This is a genomic window from Burkholderia anthinoferrum (genome assembly GCF_002925705.1).
Taxonomy (GTDB): domain Bacteria; phylum Pseudomonadota; class Gammaproteobacteria; order Burkholderiales; family Burkholderiaceae; genus Burkholderia; species Burkholderia semiarida.
On the sequence record NZ_LFZP01000074.1, the window covers coordinates 1 to 18,102 of the forward strand.

Annotated in this window: 16 protein-coding genes; 10 read left to right on the forward strand and 6 right to left on the reverse strand. The window is 67.4% G+C overall.

The window, feature by feature from the left end; all coding sequences use genetic code 11:
* Positions 1-187, forward strand: a 187-nt coding sequence (locus C5F75_RS37055) for a hypothetical protein (protein WP_219817259.1), incomplete at its 5' end; no start/stop codon positions are given.
* On the opposite strand, the gene C5F75_RS35470 is transcribed toward C5F75_RS37055, so the two are convergent.
* The 5 genes from C5F75_RS35470 to C5F75_RS35490 all read right to left on the reverse strand — a co-directional run bounded on the left by C5F75_RS35470 (position 177) and on the right by C5F75_RS35490 (position 4,389).
* A complete protein-coding gene (locus tag C5F75_RS35470) occupies positions 177-641 on the reverse strand; it encodes a GNAT family N-acetyltransferase (RefSeq protein WP_181035517.1) in 465 nt (154 codons plus the stop codon). The genes C5F75_RS37055 and C5F75_RS35470 overlap by 11 nt on opposite strands.
* 152 nt (positions 642-793) lie before the next feature.
* Positions 794-1,165: a nuclear transport factor 2 family protein gene (locus C5F75_RS35475; protein ID WP_059578898.1), complete on the reverse strand. Its 372-nt coding sequence runs from the start codon at positions 1,163-1,165 to the stop codon at positions 794-796.
* Between the two features lie 54 nt (positions 1,166-1,219).
* On the reverse strand, positions 1,220-1,819 hold the full coding sequence (locus C5F75_RS35480) for a hypothetical protein (protein WP_104013490.1): 600 nt from the start codon (positions 1,817-1,819) through the stop codon (positions 1,220-1,222).
* A gap of 192 nt (positions 1,820-2,011) precedes the next feature.
* Positions 2,012-3,265, reverse strand: coding sequence for an SMI1/KNR4 family protein (locus tag C5F75_RS35485; protein WP_104013491.1), 1,254 nt, complete (start codon positions 3,263-3,265; stop codon positions 2,012-2,014).
* Between the two features lie 119 nt (positions 3,266-3,384).
* A complete protein-coding gene (locus tag C5F75_RS35490) occupies positions 3,385-4,389 on the reverse strand; it encodes an AraC family transcriptional regulator (protein ID WP_059578890.1) in 1,005 nt (334 codons plus the stop codon).
* A gap of 142 nt (positions 4,390-4,531) precedes the next feature.
* Between C5F75_RS35490 and C5F75_RS35500 the strand changes: the two genes are divergently transcribed.
* The 3 genes from C5F75_RS35500 to C5F75_RS35510 are packed head-to-tail and all read left to right on the forward strand — an operon-like array spanning position 4,532 to position 8,189.
* Positions 4,532-6,199 carry an acyl-CoA synthetase gene (locus C5F75_RS35500; RefSeq protein ID WP_059609113.1) on the forward strand — a complete coding sequence of 556 codons (1,668 nt, stop codon included), beginning with the start codon at positions 4,532-4,534 and terminating at the stop codon, positions 6,197-6,199.
* Between the two features lie 13 nt (positions 6,200-6,212).
* Positions 6,213-6,980 carry a 3-hydroxyacyl-CoA dehydrogenase gene (locus C5F75_RS35505; protein ID WP_059578885.1) on the forward strand — a complete coding sequence of 256 codons (768 nt, stop codon included), beginning with the start codon at positions 6,213-6,215 and terminating at the stop codon, positions 6,978-6,980.
* 18 nt (positions 6,981-6,998) lie between these two features.
* Positions 6,999-8,189 carry an acetyl-CoA C-acetyltransferase gene (locus tag C5F75_RS35510; protein ID WP_104013492.1) on the forward strand — a complete coding sequence of 397 codons (1,191 nt, stop codon included), beginning with the start codon at positions 6,999-7,001 and terminating at the stop codon, positions 8,187-8,189.
* Positions 8,190-8,315: 126 nt separating this feature from the next.
* Here C5F75_RS35510 and C5F75_RS35515 read toward each other — a convergent pair whose 3' ends face one another.
* On the reverse strand, positions 8,316-9,008 hold the full coding sequence (locus C5F75_RS35515; RefSeq protein ID WP_059644942.1) for a TetR/AcrR family transcriptional regulator: 693 nt from the start codon (positions 9,006-9,008) through the stop codon (positions 8,316-8,318).
* A 321-nt stretch (positions 9,009-9,329) separates the two neighbouring features.
* Between C5F75_RS35515 and C5F75_RS35520 the strand changes: the two genes are divergently transcribed.
* The 6 genes from C5F75_RS35520 (at position 9,330) to C5F75_RS35545 (ending at position 18,098) form a co-directional block, all read left to right on the forward strand.
* Positions 9,330-10,610: a Zn-dependent hydrolase gene (locus tag C5F75_RS35520; RefSeq protein WP_059578877.1), complete on the forward strand. Its 1,281-nt coding sequence runs from the start codon at positions 9,330-9,332 to the stop codon at positions 10,608-10,610.
* Between the two features lie 128 nt (positions 10,611-10,738).
* The gene (locus tag C5F75_RS35525; protein WP_059578874.1) at positions 10,739-12,076 is read left to right on the forward strand and encodes an NAD(P)-dependent oxidoreductase; all 1,338 of its coding nucleotides are present in this window, start codon (positions 10,739-10,741) and stop codon (positions 12,074-12,076) included.
* Positions 12,077-12,129: 53 nt separating this feature from the next.
* Entirely contained in the window at positions 12,130-13,446 is a 1,317-nt protein-coding gene (gene preA / locus C5F75_RS35530; RefSeq protein ID WP_059578870.1) for an NAD-dependent dihydropyrimidine dehydrogenase subunit PreA, read from the forward strand.
* 100 nt (positions 13,447-13,546) lie between these two features.
* Positions 13,547-15,055 carry an NCS1 family nucleobase:cation symporter-1 gene (locus C5F75_RS35535; RefSeq protein ID WP_059578868.1) on the forward strand — a complete coding sequence of 503 codons (1,509 nt, stop codon included), beginning with the start codon at positions 13,547-13,549 and terminating at the stop codon, positions 15,053-15,055.
* Between the two features lie 63 nt (positions 15,056-15,118).
* A complete protein-coding gene (hydA, locus tag C5F75_RS35540) occupies positions 15,119-16,576 on the forward strand; it encodes a dihydropyrimidinase (protein ID WP_099318338.1) in 1,458 nt (485 codons plus the stop codon).
* 247 nt (positions 16,577-16,823) lie between these two features.
* A complete protein-coding gene (locus C5F75_RS35545; RefSeq protein WP_059578863.1) occupies positions 16,824-18,098 on the forward strand; it encodes a NupC/NupG family nucleoside CNT transporter in 1,275 nt (424 codons plus the stop codon).
* The last annotated feature ends 4 nt before the right edge of the window (positions 18,099-18,102 follow it).

The window sequence follows — 18,102 nt, forward strand, 5'->3', positions numbered from 1 at the left end:
GAACAGGACCGTGAAACGACTCTACGCCGATGATAGTGCGGATTCCCGTGTGAAAGTAGGTAATCGTCAGGCTCCCTCAAGCCAGAAACCCCCGCCCGACAAGGCGGGGGTTTTTGCATTTCGGCATCCCGAGAAGCTTGATGCAGCGAGCCATCTTGCTGCCATCCGTTCATCCATCAGACCGTGATCCGCAAGATCGGAAAAAATCGGCCCGGGATCGCTCTCGATTCTTTTTCGCCGATCTTTTCAGCTCCCAGCGCCAGATAGAACGACGCGGCATTCGGATCCGCTTCGATCACAAAGCTTTGGATGCCTCTCGCAGCGGCTTCGGCCCGAACCGCTTCCCACAGCGCACGGGCGACGCCTCGCCCCATGTAATCAGGATGGACGAACAGCCATCCGGGCGTTGGTCGATCCGATTCCGATGATGCTCGGACCCAGAACCCGATGATTGTCTCGCCCGATTGCGCGAGATAACCGATCGACCCTTCGATCGTCTCCGGCGAAATCGTGAGATCGCTTTGCCACAAGTCGAGCCATTTCTTCGGGTAGCCCCAGTGCGCCTTCGACAGGCGCGCCAGTTGCGTGAGCTTGTCCGAATCCGCGCCACGCGCAGCACGCACGGTAAATAGCATATGCATTTCGTCTCTCGTCATTGCCGGCTGCCGGCATCCCCTCGCGCAGCGCTTTTATCGGTGCATCGTCCGGATCGCAGTGTCTCACCGCTCAACCGACAGCCTGCTCGCTCGCCGCAGTATTGCGCGACACGCGTCAAACGCGTGCGCCGGCGCAGCTACACGACCTGCGAAGCATGTCCGGCGACGACGCGCCAGTTGGCGCCCGATCGACGCCAGAGGCGCGTATAGGCAAACTTGCCGGAGAATGCCGTGCCATCGAAATGGCCGGCGAGGGTCGCTCGCGTCGTGGTCAGGATCATCTCGTCGATCGCGCATGCACGCATGTCGAGGACGTCGAGCGTGTCGAGACGCAGAAGCCTCGCGCGATGTGCGGCCAGGTCGTCCGTTTTCGAGATGATCTGGCCGCTCGGGACCGTGAACACCAGATCATCGTCCAGCAGCGCATCGAGCGCTTCGACATCATTGGCCAACATCGCCGCACGGAGCGCGGCTTCGGCGGGTTCGATGACGGTACGGATTGCATCCATGTCGGGCCTCGCATCGTTTCGGAAGGGAAGCGGCACGGCGGCGACAGACGCAGCCTACCGCGCGTTCGAGAACGACTGACGCCGGACCAGCATCACCATGCAGATACCGGTCGACGCAATGAGGTTGACGGCCGGATAGAACGCGACCGCGGCGCTCCAGGTGCTCAGCGCCAGCAACGCCAGCGTGTACTTGAGCACGCACAGCGCAAAGTAGGCGAGGCTCTCGCTCCACGGATCGCGGATCGCCTTGCGCACGGTCGGGCCGAGGCCGGCGAGTTCGATCAGCGTAACGAGACAGATCGACACCGTCGGATCGTCGGTCAGTAGCCACAGCGGAATGGCCGACAGGGCCGCGCACAGGAACAACCAGTCGAGGCCCGTCCAGCCGCGCTCGCCGCGAAACAGACTGGCGATCAGCGTCAAAAAGCACGTGACGGCAATCGCTGCCGTGCACCATGCGGACGGCCCGGCGTCCGCGACGAACTGGCCAGCGGCCGCGATCGCCGTGACGATCGACCACACGAGCCACGTGAACAGATGCGGGCGAACGATGCGCCGGTAGATCGCGAGCGCGTAAGGAATGGCGGCCAGCAACGACACGGCCGTCCCGATCGCGCCAAAGATCGAAGCGGCTCCCTGATCGACGCTCACCATCGACGCAACCTTGTTCGGATCGGCCGATCAGTATGTGCCGTGACGGATCGGAGTGCAACGTCATGCGTGCGCTGCGGTGCAGTGAGCGTCATGCGGATTCGCACCGGAACGCGGAAGCAACCCGGCCCAAACAAACGGCACGGGAACGCGATGCCGCCGGAAAACCCACCGCGCGTCGATGCCTGGGTGGCGTCAGTACTCGAACGTCCGCAGGCGCGCTGCGTGTGCTTCGAGCCCGTCGAGCCCGAGATAGTGGCTGAGCTTGCCGGCGCGAACCTTGCTAATGTCGTCCTTCAGCTTGTCCAGCAGTTTCCCGCTCGCCGCGCGATAGGCTGTTGCTGCATCGGCGCCATGGGCCGACAGGGCCGCGCCGATCAGCCGAGCGCTATCGGCGCCGCCGCCCGCGACGCAACGCGCCATCGCGTCGGCATCCGGCTGCACGCCGGCGTCGAGCAGCGCACGCATCAATGCGACCGGCACGTCGCCGGACACGGACGCGAGCGAATCGGGTGCAACCGGTGCGCCCGATTCGAGCAACGCGGCGGCTGCGGAAAACTTTCGGCACCGCAGTGCGTAATCCGTCGGGATCGAACTGCCGGCGAGTGCCATGCCGAGATCGGCGACCAGCGGCGCCAGTCGCGCGATGAGTGCCGCATCGTCGTGATCGATCGCATGACGTAATGCGTGACGCGCAAGCACCGGCTGCGAGCCGAGCGTGCCGTCGGCGAGCGGCGTGCGCCAGTCGATCACCGCTTGCCGATAGAACGCGATCAGCTTGTCGGCCAGCGATGCGGACAGGCCATGATCGTCGCGGCGTTCATCGACGTATTCGAGCAGCGTGACGCCGGTGCCGGGTTCGCCGCCGGGCTCCATTGGATCCGCATGAAGCTGCAGCGCGCCGAATGCCGTGTACAGATCGGGGGCGACCGTCGCGAGGCCGTCCTCGTGCATCGCCCCGCGCCACGCAGGCGGCAACCCTTGTTTCCAGGCGAGCACATGACCATAGTCCCGGGCGCCCGGCTCCGTAACGACGTAGATGCGATCGCAATATTCGAAGCCGCCGAACGGCAGCGCGCCGATTTTGCCGTTCCACGTGCGGGCGTTCTCCTCCGCGGCTTCTTCGGCCAGTTCGAGTTCGTGGTCGATCCAGCCTTGCAGGTCGCGATAACCGTCGCTGCCGTTGTAGAACAGTTCGCTCCAGCCGATCGCTTCGACATTGCCGTTCATCTCCAGCGTCAGGTCGTAGTCGAGGCTGCCGCCGGCCGTGATACGCCACAGCTCGAGCAACGGGAGCGGAATGTCGCCGTGACAGCAGGCCTGTACGGCTGCGATCTGGTCGGCCGGCATCGGCGGTTGCGCATCGAAGATCACGCGGCCGGCAAACAGTACGATGCCGTGCGCGCGCAGATCAGCCAGTTCGGTATCGGAAAAGAAGGTGGATTGCATCGAGCGTCAGCGGTAAGGGTTGATCGGATGTGTGCCGCGATTCATCGGCGATGGACGCCCCGCGGATGGTCGCATCGTATCGGCGGCACCTGACGAGACGCTTCGAATCCACCGGTCATTCAAGACTCCGCCTCCGCCGCATGGACGTCGCGCCGAAACGCGCCGGGGCTCGTGCCGGTCCATTTCCGGAACGCGCGATGAAACGCGCTCGGCTCGGTGAAGCCGAGCTCGGCCGCGATCTCCGCGACGCCGAGCGCATGCCCGCGCAACAGCGACTGCGCCAGCGCGCCGCGCAACTCGTCCTTGATCGCGGCGAAGCTTTGCCCTTCGCTGCGCAAACGCCGCCGCAGCGTCGCGGGCGTCGTATCGAGCCGCACGGCCAGCGTGTCGAAGTCGGGCCACTCGGCGGCCGGCAGCGCCTTCAGGTGTGCGCGTGTCTTCGCGACCCAGCCCGTGTCGTGCCGGTAGCGCACGAGCAGGTTACCGGGCGCACCGCGCAGGAAGGTCTTCAGCGCCTGTTCCGAACGGATCGTCGGTAGCGCGAGGTACGCGGCGTTGAATGCGAGCCGGCTGTCGGGCCGGTCGAAATGCACGGGGACGCCGAAGAACTGGTGATAGTCGCTGCGCTGGCCGGGGCTCGGGCACGCGAAGTCGATGCGCTGCAGCGGGATGCGCCGGCCAATCAGCCAGCACGCGACGCCGAGCAGGATCAGCCAGAACGTCCGGTACGCGAATGCCGGGTACGGCGCGCCCGATTGCGTCAGCACGATCTGCGCCTGCCCGTCGGCCACGACGAGTTCGCCGTGCGGCTCGTCGAGCACCACCCGCAGGAACTTCAGCGCGCGCCGCAGCGCCTTGTCGAGCGTGCCGGCATGCAGCACCGCGTGGCACAGCAGCGTGAAGCTGCCGCGCCGCATCGGACGCGCGGCGAGCCCGAAGAATTCGTCGTCGAGCGCGCCGGCGATCGCGAGCCACAGCCGGCCGTACTGCTGCGGCGTGACGGGCTCGCGCACGGCGGCCGGCAACCCGGCGGCGCGCAGCACGGGCGCGGTCGGCAGGTCGCGCCGGCGCAGGCACGCGAGCGCATCGTCGACGAAATCCGGCGAAATCATCTGCGGCCCCATTTTCCTGCGTCCTCCGACATGGCAAAAGCGATCACGATTCTAGATTCGGTTTGTCATTGATTGCAATGTAGCGGCTGTCTACTATCGATGTATCCCCGTCGCGCCCTGGCTCGCCGGCGGCCATAACGTACAGGAGACACGCATGCCTGAAGGAGCTATCGCCCGGGCGGTGCCGGCCTACGCCGACGCCGTGGCCCGGTTCAGTATCGAGACCGCCGCCGCGCAATTGGCCGGCGACCTGGAGCGTGGCCTGAACGCGTGCGTCGAGTGCTGCGACCGGCACGCGAAGGCCGACGCGATCGCGCTCGACTGGATCGATGTCGGCGGCCGGCACCACAGCTTCACGTTCGCGCAGATGCAGGCGCTCTCGGCCCGGGTCGCGAACCTGCTCGTCGCGCAGGGCGTGAAGCCGGGCGACGTGGTGGCCGGGCTGCTTCCGCGTACGCCCGAGCTCGTCGCGACGATCCTCGGCACGTGGCGTGCAGGCGCCGTGTACCAGCCGCTGTTCACCGCATTCGGCCCGAAGGCGATCGAGCACCGGCTGCGCATGAGCGACGCGCGGCTCGTCGTGACGAACGTCGCGAATCGCGCGAAGCTCGACGAAATCGCCGATTGTCCGCCGGTGGCGACGGTGCGCGAAGCAGGCGAGACGCTGTCGGCGCACGACATCGATTTCCGCGCGGCGCTCGACGCGCAGTCCGATACGTTCGAGCCCGTGCTGCGCAAGGGGTGGGACCTGTTCATGATGATGTCGACGTCGGGCACGACGGGCTTGCCGAAGGGGGTGCCGGTGCCGCTGTACGCGCTGCTCGCGTTCGGCGCATACATGCGCGAGGCAGTCGACCTGCGCGAAGGCGACCGGTTCTGGAACATCGCCGATCCGGGTTGGGCGTACGGGCTCTATTACGCGATCACCGGCCCGCTGCTGCTCGGCCATGCGACGACGCTGTACGAGGGCGGCTTCACGGTCGACAGCACGTATGACGTGATCGAACGGCTCGGCATCACGAGCCTCGCCGGCTCGCCGACCGCGTTCCGGATGCTGATGGCGGCCGGGCCGGAAGCGGCCGCGCGCGCGAAGGGCCGGCTGCGCGTGGTAAGCAGCGCGGGCGAACCGCTGAACCCGGAAGTGGTGCGCTGGTTCCACGCGGCGCTCGGCGCGCCGATCCACGATCACTACGGCCAGACCGAACTCGGGATGGTCGTGAACAACCATCACGGCCTCGCGCACGTGGTGCACATCGGTTCCGCCGGCTTCGCGATGCCGGGCTACCGTGTCGCGGTGCTCGACGAAGCGGGCCGCGAGCTCGGCCCCGGCGAGCCCGGCAACCTCGCGATCGACATCGCGCGCTCGCCGCTGCTGTGGTTCCGCGGCTACTGGCAGCAGGACACGCCGGCGATCGCAGGCGGCTATTACCGGACCGGCGACAACGTCGAGCTGGAGCCGGACGGCGCCGTGAGCTTCATCGGCCGCGCGGACGACGTGATCACGTCGTCCGGCTACCGGATCGGCCCGTTCGACGTGGAGAGCGCGCTGATCGAGCATCCGGCCGTCAGCGAGGCCGCCGTGATCGGCGTGCCCGATCCGGAGCGCACGGAGATCGTGAAGGCGTTCGTCGTGTTGTCGAAAGGGTTCGACGGCACACCGGAACTGGCCGAGGAATTGAGTCTGCACGTGAAGCGGCGGCTGTCCGCTCACGCCTATCCGCGCGCGATCGATTTCGTCGACGCGCTGCCGAAAACCCCGAGCGGCAAGATCCAGCGCTTCGTGTTGCGCAAGATGGAAGCCGAGAAGGCCGTTCAACCCTGAATATGGACTGCGAATGAATATCGAGGATCGCGTTTTTCTGATTACGGGCGCAGGTTCCGGCCTGGGTGCCGCGGTGGCGCGCATGGTCGTCGCGCAAGGCGGCAAGGCCGTGCTGCTGGACGTCAACGAGGAGGCGGGTGCGAGTCTCGCCAACGAACTCGGCGCGGCCGCGCGCTTCGTGAAGACCGACGTGACGAGCGAGGCCGACGGCCAGGCGGCCGTCGCCGCCGCGCGCGATGCGTTCGGTCGCGTCGACGCGCTCGTGAACTGCGCGGGCGTCGCGCCGGGCGAGAAGGTCGTCGGCCGCGACGGCCCGCATTCGCTCGACCGCTTCGCGCGCGCGGTGTCGATCAACCTCGTCGGCACGTTCAACATGATCCGGCTGGCCGCCGAAGCGATGTCGAAGCAGGACGCGAACGCGGAAGGCGAGCGCGGCGTGATCGTCAACACCGCGTCGGTCGCGGCGTTCGACGGGCAGATCGGCCAGGCCGCGTATGCGGCGTCGAAAAGCGGCGTGGTGGGCATGACGCTGCCGATCGCGCGCGAGCTCGCGCGCTTCGGCATTCGCGTCGTGACGGTCGCGCCCGGCATCTTCGCGACGCCGATGATGGCCGGCATGCCGCAGGACGTGCAGGACGCGCTCGGCAAGAGCGTGCCGTTCCCGCCGCGGCTCGGCCGCCCGGAAGAATTTGCGGCGCTGGTGCGCCACATCGCCGAGAACACGATGCTGAACGGCGAAGTCATCCGTCTCGATGGCGCGTTGCGCATGGCACCGCGCTGACACTGGAGGAAGCGAATCATGACGACTCAGGATCCGATCGTAATCGTGGGTGCGGCCCGTACGCCGATGGGCGGTTTTCAGGGAGACCTGGCGGCGGCCAGCGCGAGCGACCTTGGCGCGGTGGCGATTCGTGCGGCGCTCGAGCGCGCGAACGTGCCGGCCGAACGTATCGACGAAATCGTGTTCGGCTGCGTGCTGCCGGCCGGCCAGGGGCAGGCGCCCGCGCGGCAGGCCGCGCTGAAGGCCGGGCTGCCGCTCGCGGCGGGCGCGACCACGGTCAACAAGATGTGCGGTTCGGGGATGAAGGCGGCGATGTTCGCGCACGACCTGCTGCTGGCGGGGTCCGCGGGCGTGGCCGTCGCGGGCGGGATGGAGAGCATGACGAATGCGCCGTACCTGCTGCCGAAGGCGCGCGCGGGCATGCGCATGGGGCACGGGCAGGTGCTCGACCACATGTTCCTCGACGGGCTCGAGGACGCATATGAAAAAGGCCGCCTGATGGGCACGTTCGCGGAGGATTGCGCGCAGGCCTACCAGTTCACGCGCGAAGCGCAGGATGCGTTCGCGATTGCGTCGCTGACGCGGGCGCAGCGCGCGATCGCGGATGGGCGTTTCGCATCGGAGATCGCGCCGGTGACCGTGAAGGCCGGCAAGACGGAAAGCGTCGTGTCGATCGACGAGCAGCCGGGCAAGGCGAAACTCGACAAGATTCCGACGCTGAAGCCGGCGTTTCGCGACGGCGGCACGGTGACGGCTGCGAACGCATCGTCGATCTCGGACGGCGCGGCCGCGCTCGTGATGATGCGCCGCTCGGAAGCCGAGCGCCTCGGCGTCACGCCGAAGGCCGTGATCGTCGGGCATTCGACTTATGCGGACAAGCCCGGCCTGTTCGCGACCGCGCCGATCGGCGCACTGCGCAAGCTGTCGGAGAAAACCGGCTGGAACCTGCGCGACGTCGACCTGTTCGAGATCAACGAAGCGTTCGCGGTGGTGCCGATGGCCGCGATGCGCGACCTCGACCTGCCGCACGAGAAGGTGAACGTGCACGGCGGCGCGTGCGCACTCGGGCATCCGATCGGCGCATCGGGTGCGCGCGTGATGGTGACGCTGCTGGCCGCGCTCGAGACGTACGGGTTGACGCGCGGTATCGCCTCGCTGTGCATCGGCGGCGGCGAAGCGACGGCGGTTGCAATCGAGCGGATCGCTTGACACGACGCATGACGCGTCGCGTCGTACCCGCGCACGCAAGTGGCAACACGGGCGGCGCGTATCGCACGGGACATGCCCGGGTGATGCGCGCCGCCCGTTTTTTATTCGGCGGCTCGCCGTGTCGTGCTACGGCTTCGCGTTCGGCGACACCGCGCCGCACGCACGAATCACGAGCTGCACGACCTGCTCGGTCTTTTCGTCGAACGCCTTCTTCGTGAACGCGCGCTTGCCGCTCAGCGCACGAATCTGCGCATCGAAATCCGCATAGTGTTGCGTGGTCGACCAGATCAGGTACATCAGCGCATGCGGGTCGATCGGCGCGAGCAGCCCGCGCGCGATCCATCCTTCGATCACTTCGACGCGCGTGTCGAACCACGGCTTCACACGTTGCGACAGGATGTCCTGCATGTGCTCCGCGCCGTGGATGATCTCGTTGGCCCAGACCTTCGAGCCGAGCGGGCGCCGCCGCGACAGCGCCATCTTCGCGCGCACGTAGCTGCCGATCGCGTCCACCGGATCGTCGCCGGCCTCGAACGAACCGGCCGCGCGATGCCAATCTTCGAACAGGTCGTCGAGCACGCGTCGGTACAACGCGAGCTTGGTCGGGAAGTAGTAGTGCACGTTCGCCTTCGGCAGGCCGGCGCGCTCCGCGATCATCGCGGTGCTGGCGCCGGCGAGCCCGCGTTCCGCGAATACGGCTTCCGCGCACGCGAGCAGATGTGCTTCGTTGGACTCGCGTATGTGCGCCTTGCGTCGCCGCAAAGGCGCCGGCGTTTCGTCCCGGTCGGTGGCTTCGATCGTCGCCTCGTCATGTCTCATCGTTACCCTCGCGCGGCGGTCATGCCGCGTTGGGCTTCATTCTAGCCGCTGATTCGCGTCGCACGCACAGACAGGAATGTCGTGATGCCACGGCGATGCTGCGTTGCGGTGGCACGGTTCTCGCTCTGCCGCGTCACGCAAGAAAGACGTTGCGCTGGTCATTTTGATCGTCTAAAACCTGTCCAATCGGACAGGATTTGACGTGTTTCGCGAACCGGCGGGCACCTGCACCGCATCCGTGCGGCGTGCCCCGAAAGAGGTCTCGCACGCACCGGCACAGGCCGGGCCGACGACATCACCGACCCCACAGGAGCGATACGAATGAACGCGGTATCGGAAACAGTGAAGCGGGCAGCTTTCGACACGTCGATCAAGGTCGACGGCAAGCGGTTGTGGGACAGCCTGATGGAAGTCGCGAAAATCGGCGCGACGCCGAAAGGCGGCGTGTGTCGGCTCGCGCTGACCGATCTCGACAAGGCCGGCCGCGACCTGATCGTCGGCTGGGCGAAGGCCGCCGGCTGTACGGTGACGGTCGATACGATGGGCAACGTGTTCATGCGCCGTGCGGGCCGCGTGGCCGACGCGGCGCCGGTCGTCACCGGCTCGCATGCGGATTCGCAGCCCACCGGCGGGCGCTTCGACGGCATCTACGGCGTGCTCGGCGGTCTCGAAGTGATTCGCAGTCTGAACGATCACGGCATCGAGACCGAGCATCCGGTCGAGGTCGTGATCTGGACCAACGAGGAGGGCTCGCGCTTCGCGCCGGCGATGGTCGCGTCGGGCGTATTCGCGGGCGTGTTCACGCTCGACTACGGGCTGTCGCGCAAGGATGTGGACGGCAAGACGATCGGCGAGGAACTCGCGCGCATCGGCTACGCGGGCGACGTACCGTGCGGCGGGCGCAAGCTGCACGCGGCGTTCGAACTGCATATCGAGCAGGGGCCGATTCTCGAAGCGGAATGCAAGACGATCGGCGTCGTGACCGACGCGCAGGGGCAGCGCTGGTACGAGATCACGTTCACCGGCCAGGAAGCGCACGCGGGGCCGACGCCGATGCCGCGCCGCCGCGACGCGCTGCTCGGCGCGGCGCGCGTGGTCGATCTCGTCAACCGGATCGGCCTCGATCATGCGCCGTTCGGCTGCGCGACGGTGGGCATGATGCAGGTCCACCCGAACTCGCGCAACGTGATTCCCGGCCGCGTGTTCTTTACCGTCGATTTCCGTCATCCGGACGACGCCGTGCTCGCGAAGATGGACGCGGCGCTGCGCGACGGCGTCGCGCGCATCGCGGCCGACATCGGGCTCGATACCGAACTCGAGCAGATTTTCTATTACAAGCCGGTCGCGTTCGACCCGGCATGCGTGGCGGCCGTGCGCGACGCGGCCGATCGCTTCGGCTACTCGCATCGCGACATCGTGTCGGGCGCGGGCCACGATGCGTGCTATCTGGCGCAGGTCGCGCCGACGTCGATGGTGTTCGTGCCCTGCGTCGACGGCATCAGCCACAACGAGATCGAGGACGCGACGCCCGCATGGATCGAGGCCGGCGCGAACGTATTGCTGCACGCGATGCTGTCGCGTGCGTGCGAGCCGGCTTCATGACCGACCGGACATAGCGCGACAGGCAGGCCGCGCACCGTTGACCGTAGCATGCCTAAGCATGACCGCCCCGACTGAGCATTCGCAGCCGGCGGGGACGGCTTTGTCTCCACCCAGTCGAAGGAACGCGTATGACCACTCAGCCAACCGGCGATATCGCCGCGCATCGCCTGTCGTCCACGCAACTCTCGTGCGAATTCGCCGATATCGCGCCGCTGCTCGATCCGACCGCGGCGGCCGCCGCCGCAAGTCGCTGCCACTACTGCTACGACGCGCCGTGCGTGCACGCGTGTCCGACGCAGATCGACATCCCGAGCTTCATCCGCAAGATCGGCAACGGCAACCTGAAAGGCGCCGCGACCGACATCCTGTCCGCGAATCCGCTCGGCGGGATGTGCGCACGCGTGTGCCCGACCGAGATCCTGTGCGAAGGCGCGTGCGTGCGCAACCATCAGGATGCGCAACCGGTCGCGATCGGCGCGCTGCAGCGGCATGCAACCGACTGGGCGATGCAGACCGGTGCGGTGCAGTTCCGGCGCGCGCCCGACACGGGCCGCCATGTCGCGGTGGTGGGCGCGGGGCCGGCCGGGCTCGCATGCGCGCACCGGCTCGCGCTCGCGGGGCATCGCGTCACGCTGTTCGACGCGCGCCCGAAGGCCGGCGGCCTCAACGAATACGGGATCGCCGCGTACAAGACCGTCGACGATTTCGCGCAGCGTGAAGTCGAGTGGCTGCTGTCGGTGGGCGGCATCACGCTGGAAACGGGCGTGGCGCTCGGGCGCGACGTGACGCTCGACGCATTGCGCGAGCAGCACGACGCGGTATTTCTCGCGATGGGGCTCGGCGGCGTGCGTGCGCTCGAGATCGACGGCGAGCAACTGGGCGGCGTGATGAATGCAGTCGACTTCATCGAGCAGGTGCGGCAGGCAGACACACTGGAGAACGTGCCGGTCGGGCGGCGCGTGATCGTGATCGGCGGCGGCAATACGGCGATCGATGCGGCCGTGCAGAGCCGCAAGCTCGGCGCCGAGCGCGTGACGATGGTGTACCGGCGCGGCGTGGACGCGATGAGCGCGACGTGGGCCGAGCGCGAGTTCGCGCAGAAGTGCGGCGTCGCGCTCGTCACGCACGCGACGCCGGTGCGCATCGCGGGCGTGAACGGGCAGGCGACGGGCGTCGAATTCGAGGCCGCATCGGGTGAGCGCTTCATCGTCGATGCGGACATGGTGCTGAAGGCGATCGGCCAGACGCTCGTGCCTGACGGCGTCGCGGCCGAATTGCTGACCGCGGACGGCACGCGTATCGCGGTGGATGCGGACGGGCGGACGGCGCTGCCCGACGTATGGGCCGGCGGCGACTGCGCGGCGACCGACGGCATCGACCTCACGGTGCAGGCCGTGCAGGACGGCAAGCGCGCGGCCGCGTCGATCGACGCGACGCTCGCCGCGCGCGACGCGAAGGCGGCCTGAACGCGCGTCGCATCGTCAGCACACCGAACACGACCCTTCTCACGGAGCCGAACATGGCCGATCTTCGCTGCACCATCGCAGGCATCACCTCGCCGAATCCGTTCTGGCTGGCGTCCGCGCCGCCCACCGACAAGGCCTACAACGTCAATCGCGCGTTCGAGGCAGGCTGGGGCGGCGTCGTCTGGAAGACGCTCGGGCTCGATCCGCACGTCGTCAACGTCAGTTCGCGCTACGGCGCGGTGCAGTGGAACGGCCAGCGCATCGCGGGGCTGAACAACATCGAGCTGATCACCGACCGCCCGCTCGACGTGAACCTGACAGAGATCGCGCAGGTGAAGCGCGACTGGCCGGACCGCGCGCTGATCGTGTCGCTGATGGTGCCGTGCAACGAGCGAGACTGGAAATGGATTCTCCCGCTCGTCGAGGATACCGGCGCCGATGCGGTCGAACTCAACTTCGGCTGTCCGCACGGGATGAGCGAGCGCGGGATGGGCGCGGCGGTCGGGCAGGTGCCCGAATACGTCGAGATGGTCACGCGCTGGGTGAAGGAAGGCACGAAGCTGCCGTGCCTCGTGAAGCTCACGCCGAACATCAGCGACATCCGGATGGGGTCGCGCGCCGCGTACAAGGGCGGTGCGGACGGCGTGTCGCTGATCAACACGATCAACTCGATCGTCGCGGTCGATCTCGATCAGATGGCGCCGATGCCGACCGTCGACGGCAAGGGCACGCACGGCGGCTATTGCGGGCCGGCGGTCAAGCCGATCGCGCTGAACATGGTCGCGGAGATCGCACGGGATCCGGAAACGCCGAACCTGCCGATTTCGGGCATCGGCGGCATCTCGTCGTGGCGCGACGCGGCCGAATTCATGGTGCTCGGCGCCGGCAGCGTGCAGGTGTGCACCGCCGCGATGCATTACGGATTCCGGATCGTGTCGGATCTCGCCGACGGGCTGTCGAACTGGATGGACGAGAAGGGCTACGCGACGCTCGACGACATCCGCGGCCGCGCGGTGCCGAACGTGACCGACTGGAAGTACCTGAACCTGAAATACGACATCAAGGCGCGCATCGACCAGGACCGCTGCATCCAGTGCGGGCTGTGCCACATCGCGTGCGAGGATACGTCGCATCAGGCGATCACGGCGACGAAGGACGGCGTGCGGCATTTCGAAGTGATCGATTCGGAATGCGTCGGGTGCAATCTTTGCATGCATGTGTGTCCGGTCGAGCAATGCATCACGATGGAGCGCGTCGATTCGGGCGGCTACGCGAACTGGACCACGCATCCGAACAATCCGGCGAGCGCGGATGCCGGTGCGAGCGGCGGCCCGGCCGCCGCGCCCGAGAAGCACGCGAAGGCGGCCTGACCGGCGTCCGGCGGCGCGGCAGACGTTGCGCCGCCGCTTTTCGTTTCACCGGGCCGGCATCATACGATGCCGGCGCCGACGTTTTCGTGGAGCGCGTTCAATGAAACCAGCAGCGATTCCCGCCGATGCCGACAGCGCCGCGGCGCACGGCGGCAGCCTGTACAACGACGACCTCGCGCCGACGACGCCGGCGCAGCGCACGTGGAAGTGGTACCACTTCGCGGCGCTGTGGGTCGGGATGGTGATGAACATCGCGTCGTACATGCTTGCGGCCGGGCTGATCCAGGAAGGCATGTCGCCGTGGCAGGCGGTGATGACTGTGCTGCTCGGCAACCTGATCGTGCTCGTGCCGATGCTGCTGATCGGCCATGCGGGCGCGAAGCACGGGATTCCGTACGCGGTGCTGGTGCGCGCGTCGTTCGGCACGCAGGGCGCGAAGCTGCCGGCGCTGCTGCGCGCGATCGTCGCGTGCGGCTGGTACGGCATCCAGACCTGGCTCGGCGGCAGCGCGATCTACACGCTGCTGAACATCCTGACCGGCAACGCGCTGCACGGCGCGGCGCTGCCGCTCGTCGGCATCTCGTTCGGGCAGCTCGCGTGCTTTCTCGTGTTCTGGGCGCTGCAGCTGTACTTCATCCTGCACGGCACCGATTCGATCCGCTGGCTCGAAAGCTGGTCCGCGCCGATCAAGGTCGTGATGTGCGTGGCGCTCGTGTGGTGGGCGACGTCGCGGGCGGGCGGTGTCGGCTCGATGCTGTCGGCGCCGTCGCAGTTCGTCGCGGGCGGCAAGAAGGCGGGGCTCTTCTGGGCGACGTTCTGGCCGGGCCTGACCGCGATGGTCGGCTTCTGGGCGACGCTCGCGCTGAACATTCCCGACTTCACGCGCTTCGCGCATTCGCAGCGCGACCAGATGATCGGCCAGTCGATCGGGCTGCCGCTGCCGATGGCGCTGCTGTCGGTGGTGTCGGTCGTCGTGACGTCGGCGACCGTCGTGATCTACGGCAACGCGATCTGGGATCCGATCGACCTGACAAGCCGGATGACGGGCATCGGCGTGGGCATCGCGCTCGTGATCCTCACGCTCGACACGATGTGCTGCAACCTCGCCGCGAATCTCGTCGGGCCTGCCTACGATTTTTCGAGCCTTTGGCCGAAGGCGATCTCGTACCGGGCGGGCGGGATGATCACCGCGACGATCGCGATCGTGATGATGCCGTGGAAGATCCTCGCGACGACGGACGGCTATATCTTCACCTGGCTCGTCGGCTATTCGGCGCTGCTCGGGCCCGTCGCGGGCATCCTGATGGTCGACTATTTCCTGATTCGCGGCACGCGGCTCGACACGCGCGCGCTGTTCGACGAGCGCGGCGGCTTCAGCTACGCGCGCGGCTGGAACCCGGCCGCGCTGGCCGCGCTCGCGATCGGCGTGCTGCCGAACCTGCCGGGCTTCCTGCATACGGCGTTTCCGGCGTCGTTCCCGAACGTGCCGGCGTTCTTCAACACGCTTTACACGTACGCGTGGTTCGTCGGCCTCGTGCTGGCGTCCGGCGTGTACGGCACCTGGATGAAGTGGCGCGCCGGACAGCGCGCGCAGATCGCGAGCGCATGACGCGCGAGCCGGATGCGACCCGCGCGGCATGCGGCACCCGACAGTCAACGAGGAGGCAACGAAATGGCAATCCTGATTCGTGGCGGCACCGTGGTCGATGCGGACCGCTCCTATCGCGCGGACGTGCTCTGCGCGGACCCGCAGGACGGCGGCACGATCCTGCAGATCGCGGAGCAGATCGACGCGCCGGCCGGCGCAACCGTTGTCGATGCGCACGACCAGTACGTGATGCCGGGCGGGATCGACCCGCATACGCACATGGAACTGCCGTTCATGGGCACGACCGCGAGCGACGATTTCTACTCGGGCACCGCTGCCGGGCTGTCGGGCGGCACGACGAGCATCATCGATTTCGTGATTCCGAGCCCGAAGCAGCCGCTGATGGATGCGTTCCGGGAATGGCGCGGCTGGGCCGAGAAGTCGGCTTCCGACTACGGCTTCCACGTGGCCGTGACGTGGTGGGACGACAGCGTGCACCGCGACATGGGCACGCTCGTGCGCGAGCATGGCGTGTCGAGCTTCAAGCATTTCATGGCGTACAAGAACGCGATCATGGCCGACGACGAGATTCTCGTGAACAGCTTCACGCGTTCGCTCGAGCTCGGCGCGCTGCCGACCGTGCACGCGGAGAACGGCGAACTCGTGTTCCAGCTGCAAAAGGCGCTGCTCGCGCGCGGGATTACGGGGCCGGAGGCGCATCCGCTGTCGCGGCCGCCGGAAGTGGAGGGGGAGGCCGCGAACCGCGCGATCCGCATCGCGCAGGTGCTCGGCGTGCCCGTGTATATCGTGCACGTGTCGGCGAAGGACGCGGTGGACGTGATCACGCGCGCGCGCAGCGAGGGGCTGCGCGTGTTCGGCGAAGTGTTGCCGGGCCATCTCGTGATCGACGAGGCCGTCTATCGCGATCCCGACTGGACGCGCGCGGCGGCCCACGTGATGAGCCCGCCGTTCCGCTCGGCCGAGCATCGCGAGGCGCTGTGGCGCGGGCTGCAGTCGGGGCAGTTGCATACGACGGCGACCGATCACTGCGTATTCTGCGCATCGCAGAAGGCGATGGGCCGCGACGATTTCACGAAGATCCCGAACGGCTGCGGCGGCGTCGAGGACCGCATGTCGGTGCTGTGGCATCACGGCGTGAATCATGGCCGCATCACGCCGAACGAGTTCGTGCGGATCACGTCGACGAACGCCGCGCAGATCTTCAACCTGTATCCGCGCAAGGGCGCCGTGCAGGTCGGCGCCGATGCCGACCTCGTCGTGTGGGACCCGGCCGCGACGAAGACGATCTCGGTGAAGACGCATTACCAGCAGGTCGACTTCAACGTGTTCGAGGGGATGACGGTGCAGGGTGTCGCGACGCATACGCTCACGCGCGGCGCACTCGCGTGGGCCGACGGCGAGTTGCGCGCGGTGCGCGGCGCGGGCCGCTACCTGAAGCGCCCGCCGGCGGCCGGCTACTACGAGGCCGCGCGGATCGCGAACCGGCTGCGCGAGCCGCATCCGGTCGAACGCGCGGGTTGAACGGCGCGTGTCAGGCGGGGCGTGTCCGTTCGAGCGGCGCGCCCCGCGCGTGTTTTCGAAGAGTAGGTAGAACGACTGATCAAGCCGGCGAAGGGCAAAAGAGAAACGATCGATGGCATTGATCGCGGCGATTTTGGCGACGTTGCCTGCGCGCATGTCGACCGAGTAACATCCACCCACCCGATCACGCGGGTCGCGGGCACGGGCCGCCCGCCGGACAGTTCAAATAGTGAGAAAGGAGCACAAGGTGGATATTCTGCGCAGTCTCCTCGGTATGCTGTTTCTGTTGCTGGTCGCGTATCTGCTGTCGAACAACCGCCGCGCGGTCAGCGGCCGGACCATGATCGCCGCGCTCTTCACGCAGTTCGCGATCGGCGCGCTGGTGCTGTTCGTGCCGTCGGGCCGCGCAGCGCTGGCCGCGGCCGCGAACGGCGTCAATCGCGTGCTCGACATGGGCAACCACGGCATCGCGTTCGTGTTCGGCGGGCTCGTCGATGCACGCATGTTCCAGTTGTTCGGCGACGGCGGGTTCGTGTTCGGCCTGCGCGTGCTGCCAATGATCATCTTCGTCACCGCGCTGATCTCGGTGCTGTACTACATCGGCGTGATGAAATGGATCGTCGCGATCCTCGGCGCGGGATTGGCGAAAGTGCTCGGCGTGAGCCGCATCGAGGCGTGCTCGGCCGTCGCGACGATCTTCCTCGGGCAGAGCGAGATGCCCGCGCTCGTGAAGCCGTTCGTGCGCAACATGACGAGCGCCGAGATCTTCACGGTGATGGCGAGCGGCATGGCGTCGGTCGCGGGCTCGGTGCTGGTCGGCTATGCCGGCCTCGGCGTGAAGATGGAGTACTTGCTCGCCGCGTCGTTCATGGCGGTGCCGGGCGGGCTGCTGTTCGGCAAGCTGCTGTTTCCGACCGTCGAGCCGAGCCGCGTGGTGGTCGACGGGCTCGACTTCGACGACAAGCGCGCCGCCAACGTGATCGAGGCGGCCGCGTCCGGCGCGTCGGTCGGGCTGCGCATCGCGATCAACGTCGGCGCGATGCTGATCGCGTTCGTCGGGCTCATCGCGCTGATGAACCTGATCGTCGGCGGCGCGGCCGCGTTCGCGGGCTTTCCGCAGGTCACGCTGGTCGGCATCATCGGCCATCTGTTCGCGCCGCTCGCGTGGATCATCGGCGTGCCGTGGCACGATGCGACGCTGGCCGGCAACTTCATCGGCGAGAAGCTGATCTTCAACGAATTCGTCGCCTACGGCGACCTGTCGCCGTACCTGAAAGGCGGCGCGCACGCGGCGGCGGCCGGCCTGCAGGTGCTCGACCCGAAGACGCTCGCGATCGTGTCGTTCGCGCTGTGCGGCTTCGCGAACTTCTCGTCGATCGCGATTCTCGCGGGCGGCTTCAGCGCGGTCGCGCCCGAGCGCCGCTCGGACGTCGCGCGGCTCGGCTTGCGCGCGCTGACGGCCGCGACGCTGTCGAACCTGATGAGCGCGGCGATTGCCGGCCTGTTCTTTTCGCTGCATTGAACCG

Excerpts from the sequence above, each read along its gene's own strand:
- C5F75_RS35525 (WP_059578874.1), top strand. The coding sequence starts at position 10,739 with ATGACCACTCAGCCAACCGGCGATATCGCCGCGCATCGCCTGTCGTCC.
- C5F75_RS35505 (WP_059578885.1), top strand. The coding sequence starts at position 6,213 with ATGAATATCGAGGATCGCGTTTTTCTGATTACGGGCGCAGGTTCCGGC.
- C5F75_RS35535 (WP_059578868.1), top strand. The coding sequence starts at position 13,547 with ATGAAACCAGCAGCGATTCCCGCCGATGCCGACAGCGCCGCGGCGCAC.
- C5F75_RS35510 (WP_104013492.1), top strand. The coding sequence starts at position 6,999 with ATGACGACTCAGGATCCGATCGTAATCGTGGGTGCGGCCCGTACGCCG.
- C5F75_RS35485 (WP_104013491.1), bottom strand. The coding sequence starts at position 3,265 with ATGCAATCCACCTTCTTTTCCGATACCGAACTGGCTGATCTGCGCGCG.
- C5F75_RS35500 (WP_059609113.1), top strand. The coding sequence starts at position 4,532 with ATGCCTGAAGGAGCTATCGCCCGGGCGGTGCCGGCCTACGCCGACGCC.
- hydA (WP_099318338.1), top strand. The coding sequence starts at position 15,119 with ATGGCAATCCTGATTCGTGGCGGCACCGTGGTCGATGCGGACCGCTCC.
- C5F75_RS35475 (WP_059578898.1), bottom strand. The coding sequence starts at position 1,165 with ATGGATGCAATCCGTACCGTCATCGAACCCGCCGAAGCCGCGCTCCGT.
- preA (WP_059578870.1), top strand. The coding sequence starts at position 12,130 with ATGGCCGATCTTCGCTGCACCATCGCAGGCATCACCTCGCCGAATCCG.
- C5F75_RS35490 (WP_059578890.1), bottom strand. The coding sequence starts at position 4,389 with ATGGGGCCGCAGATGATTTCGCCGGATTTCGTCGACGATGCGCTCGCG.
- C5F75_RS35520 (WP_059578877.1), top strand. The coding sequence starts at position 9,330 with ATGAACGCGGTATCGGAAACAGTGAAGCGGGCAGCTTTCGACACGTCG.
- C5F75_RS35480 (WP_104013490.1), bottom strand. The coding sequence starts at position 1,819 with ATGGTGAGCGTCGATCAGGGAGCCGCTTCGATCTTTGGCGCGATCGGG.
- C5F75_RS35515 (WP_059644942.1), bottom strand. The coding sequence starts at position 9,008 with ATGAGACATGACGAGGCGACGATCGAAGCCACCGACCGGGACGAAACG.
- C5F75_RS35470 (WP_181035517.1), bottom strand. The coding sequence starts at position 641 with ATGCATATGCTATTTACCGTGCGTGCTGCGCGTGGCGCGGATTCGGAC.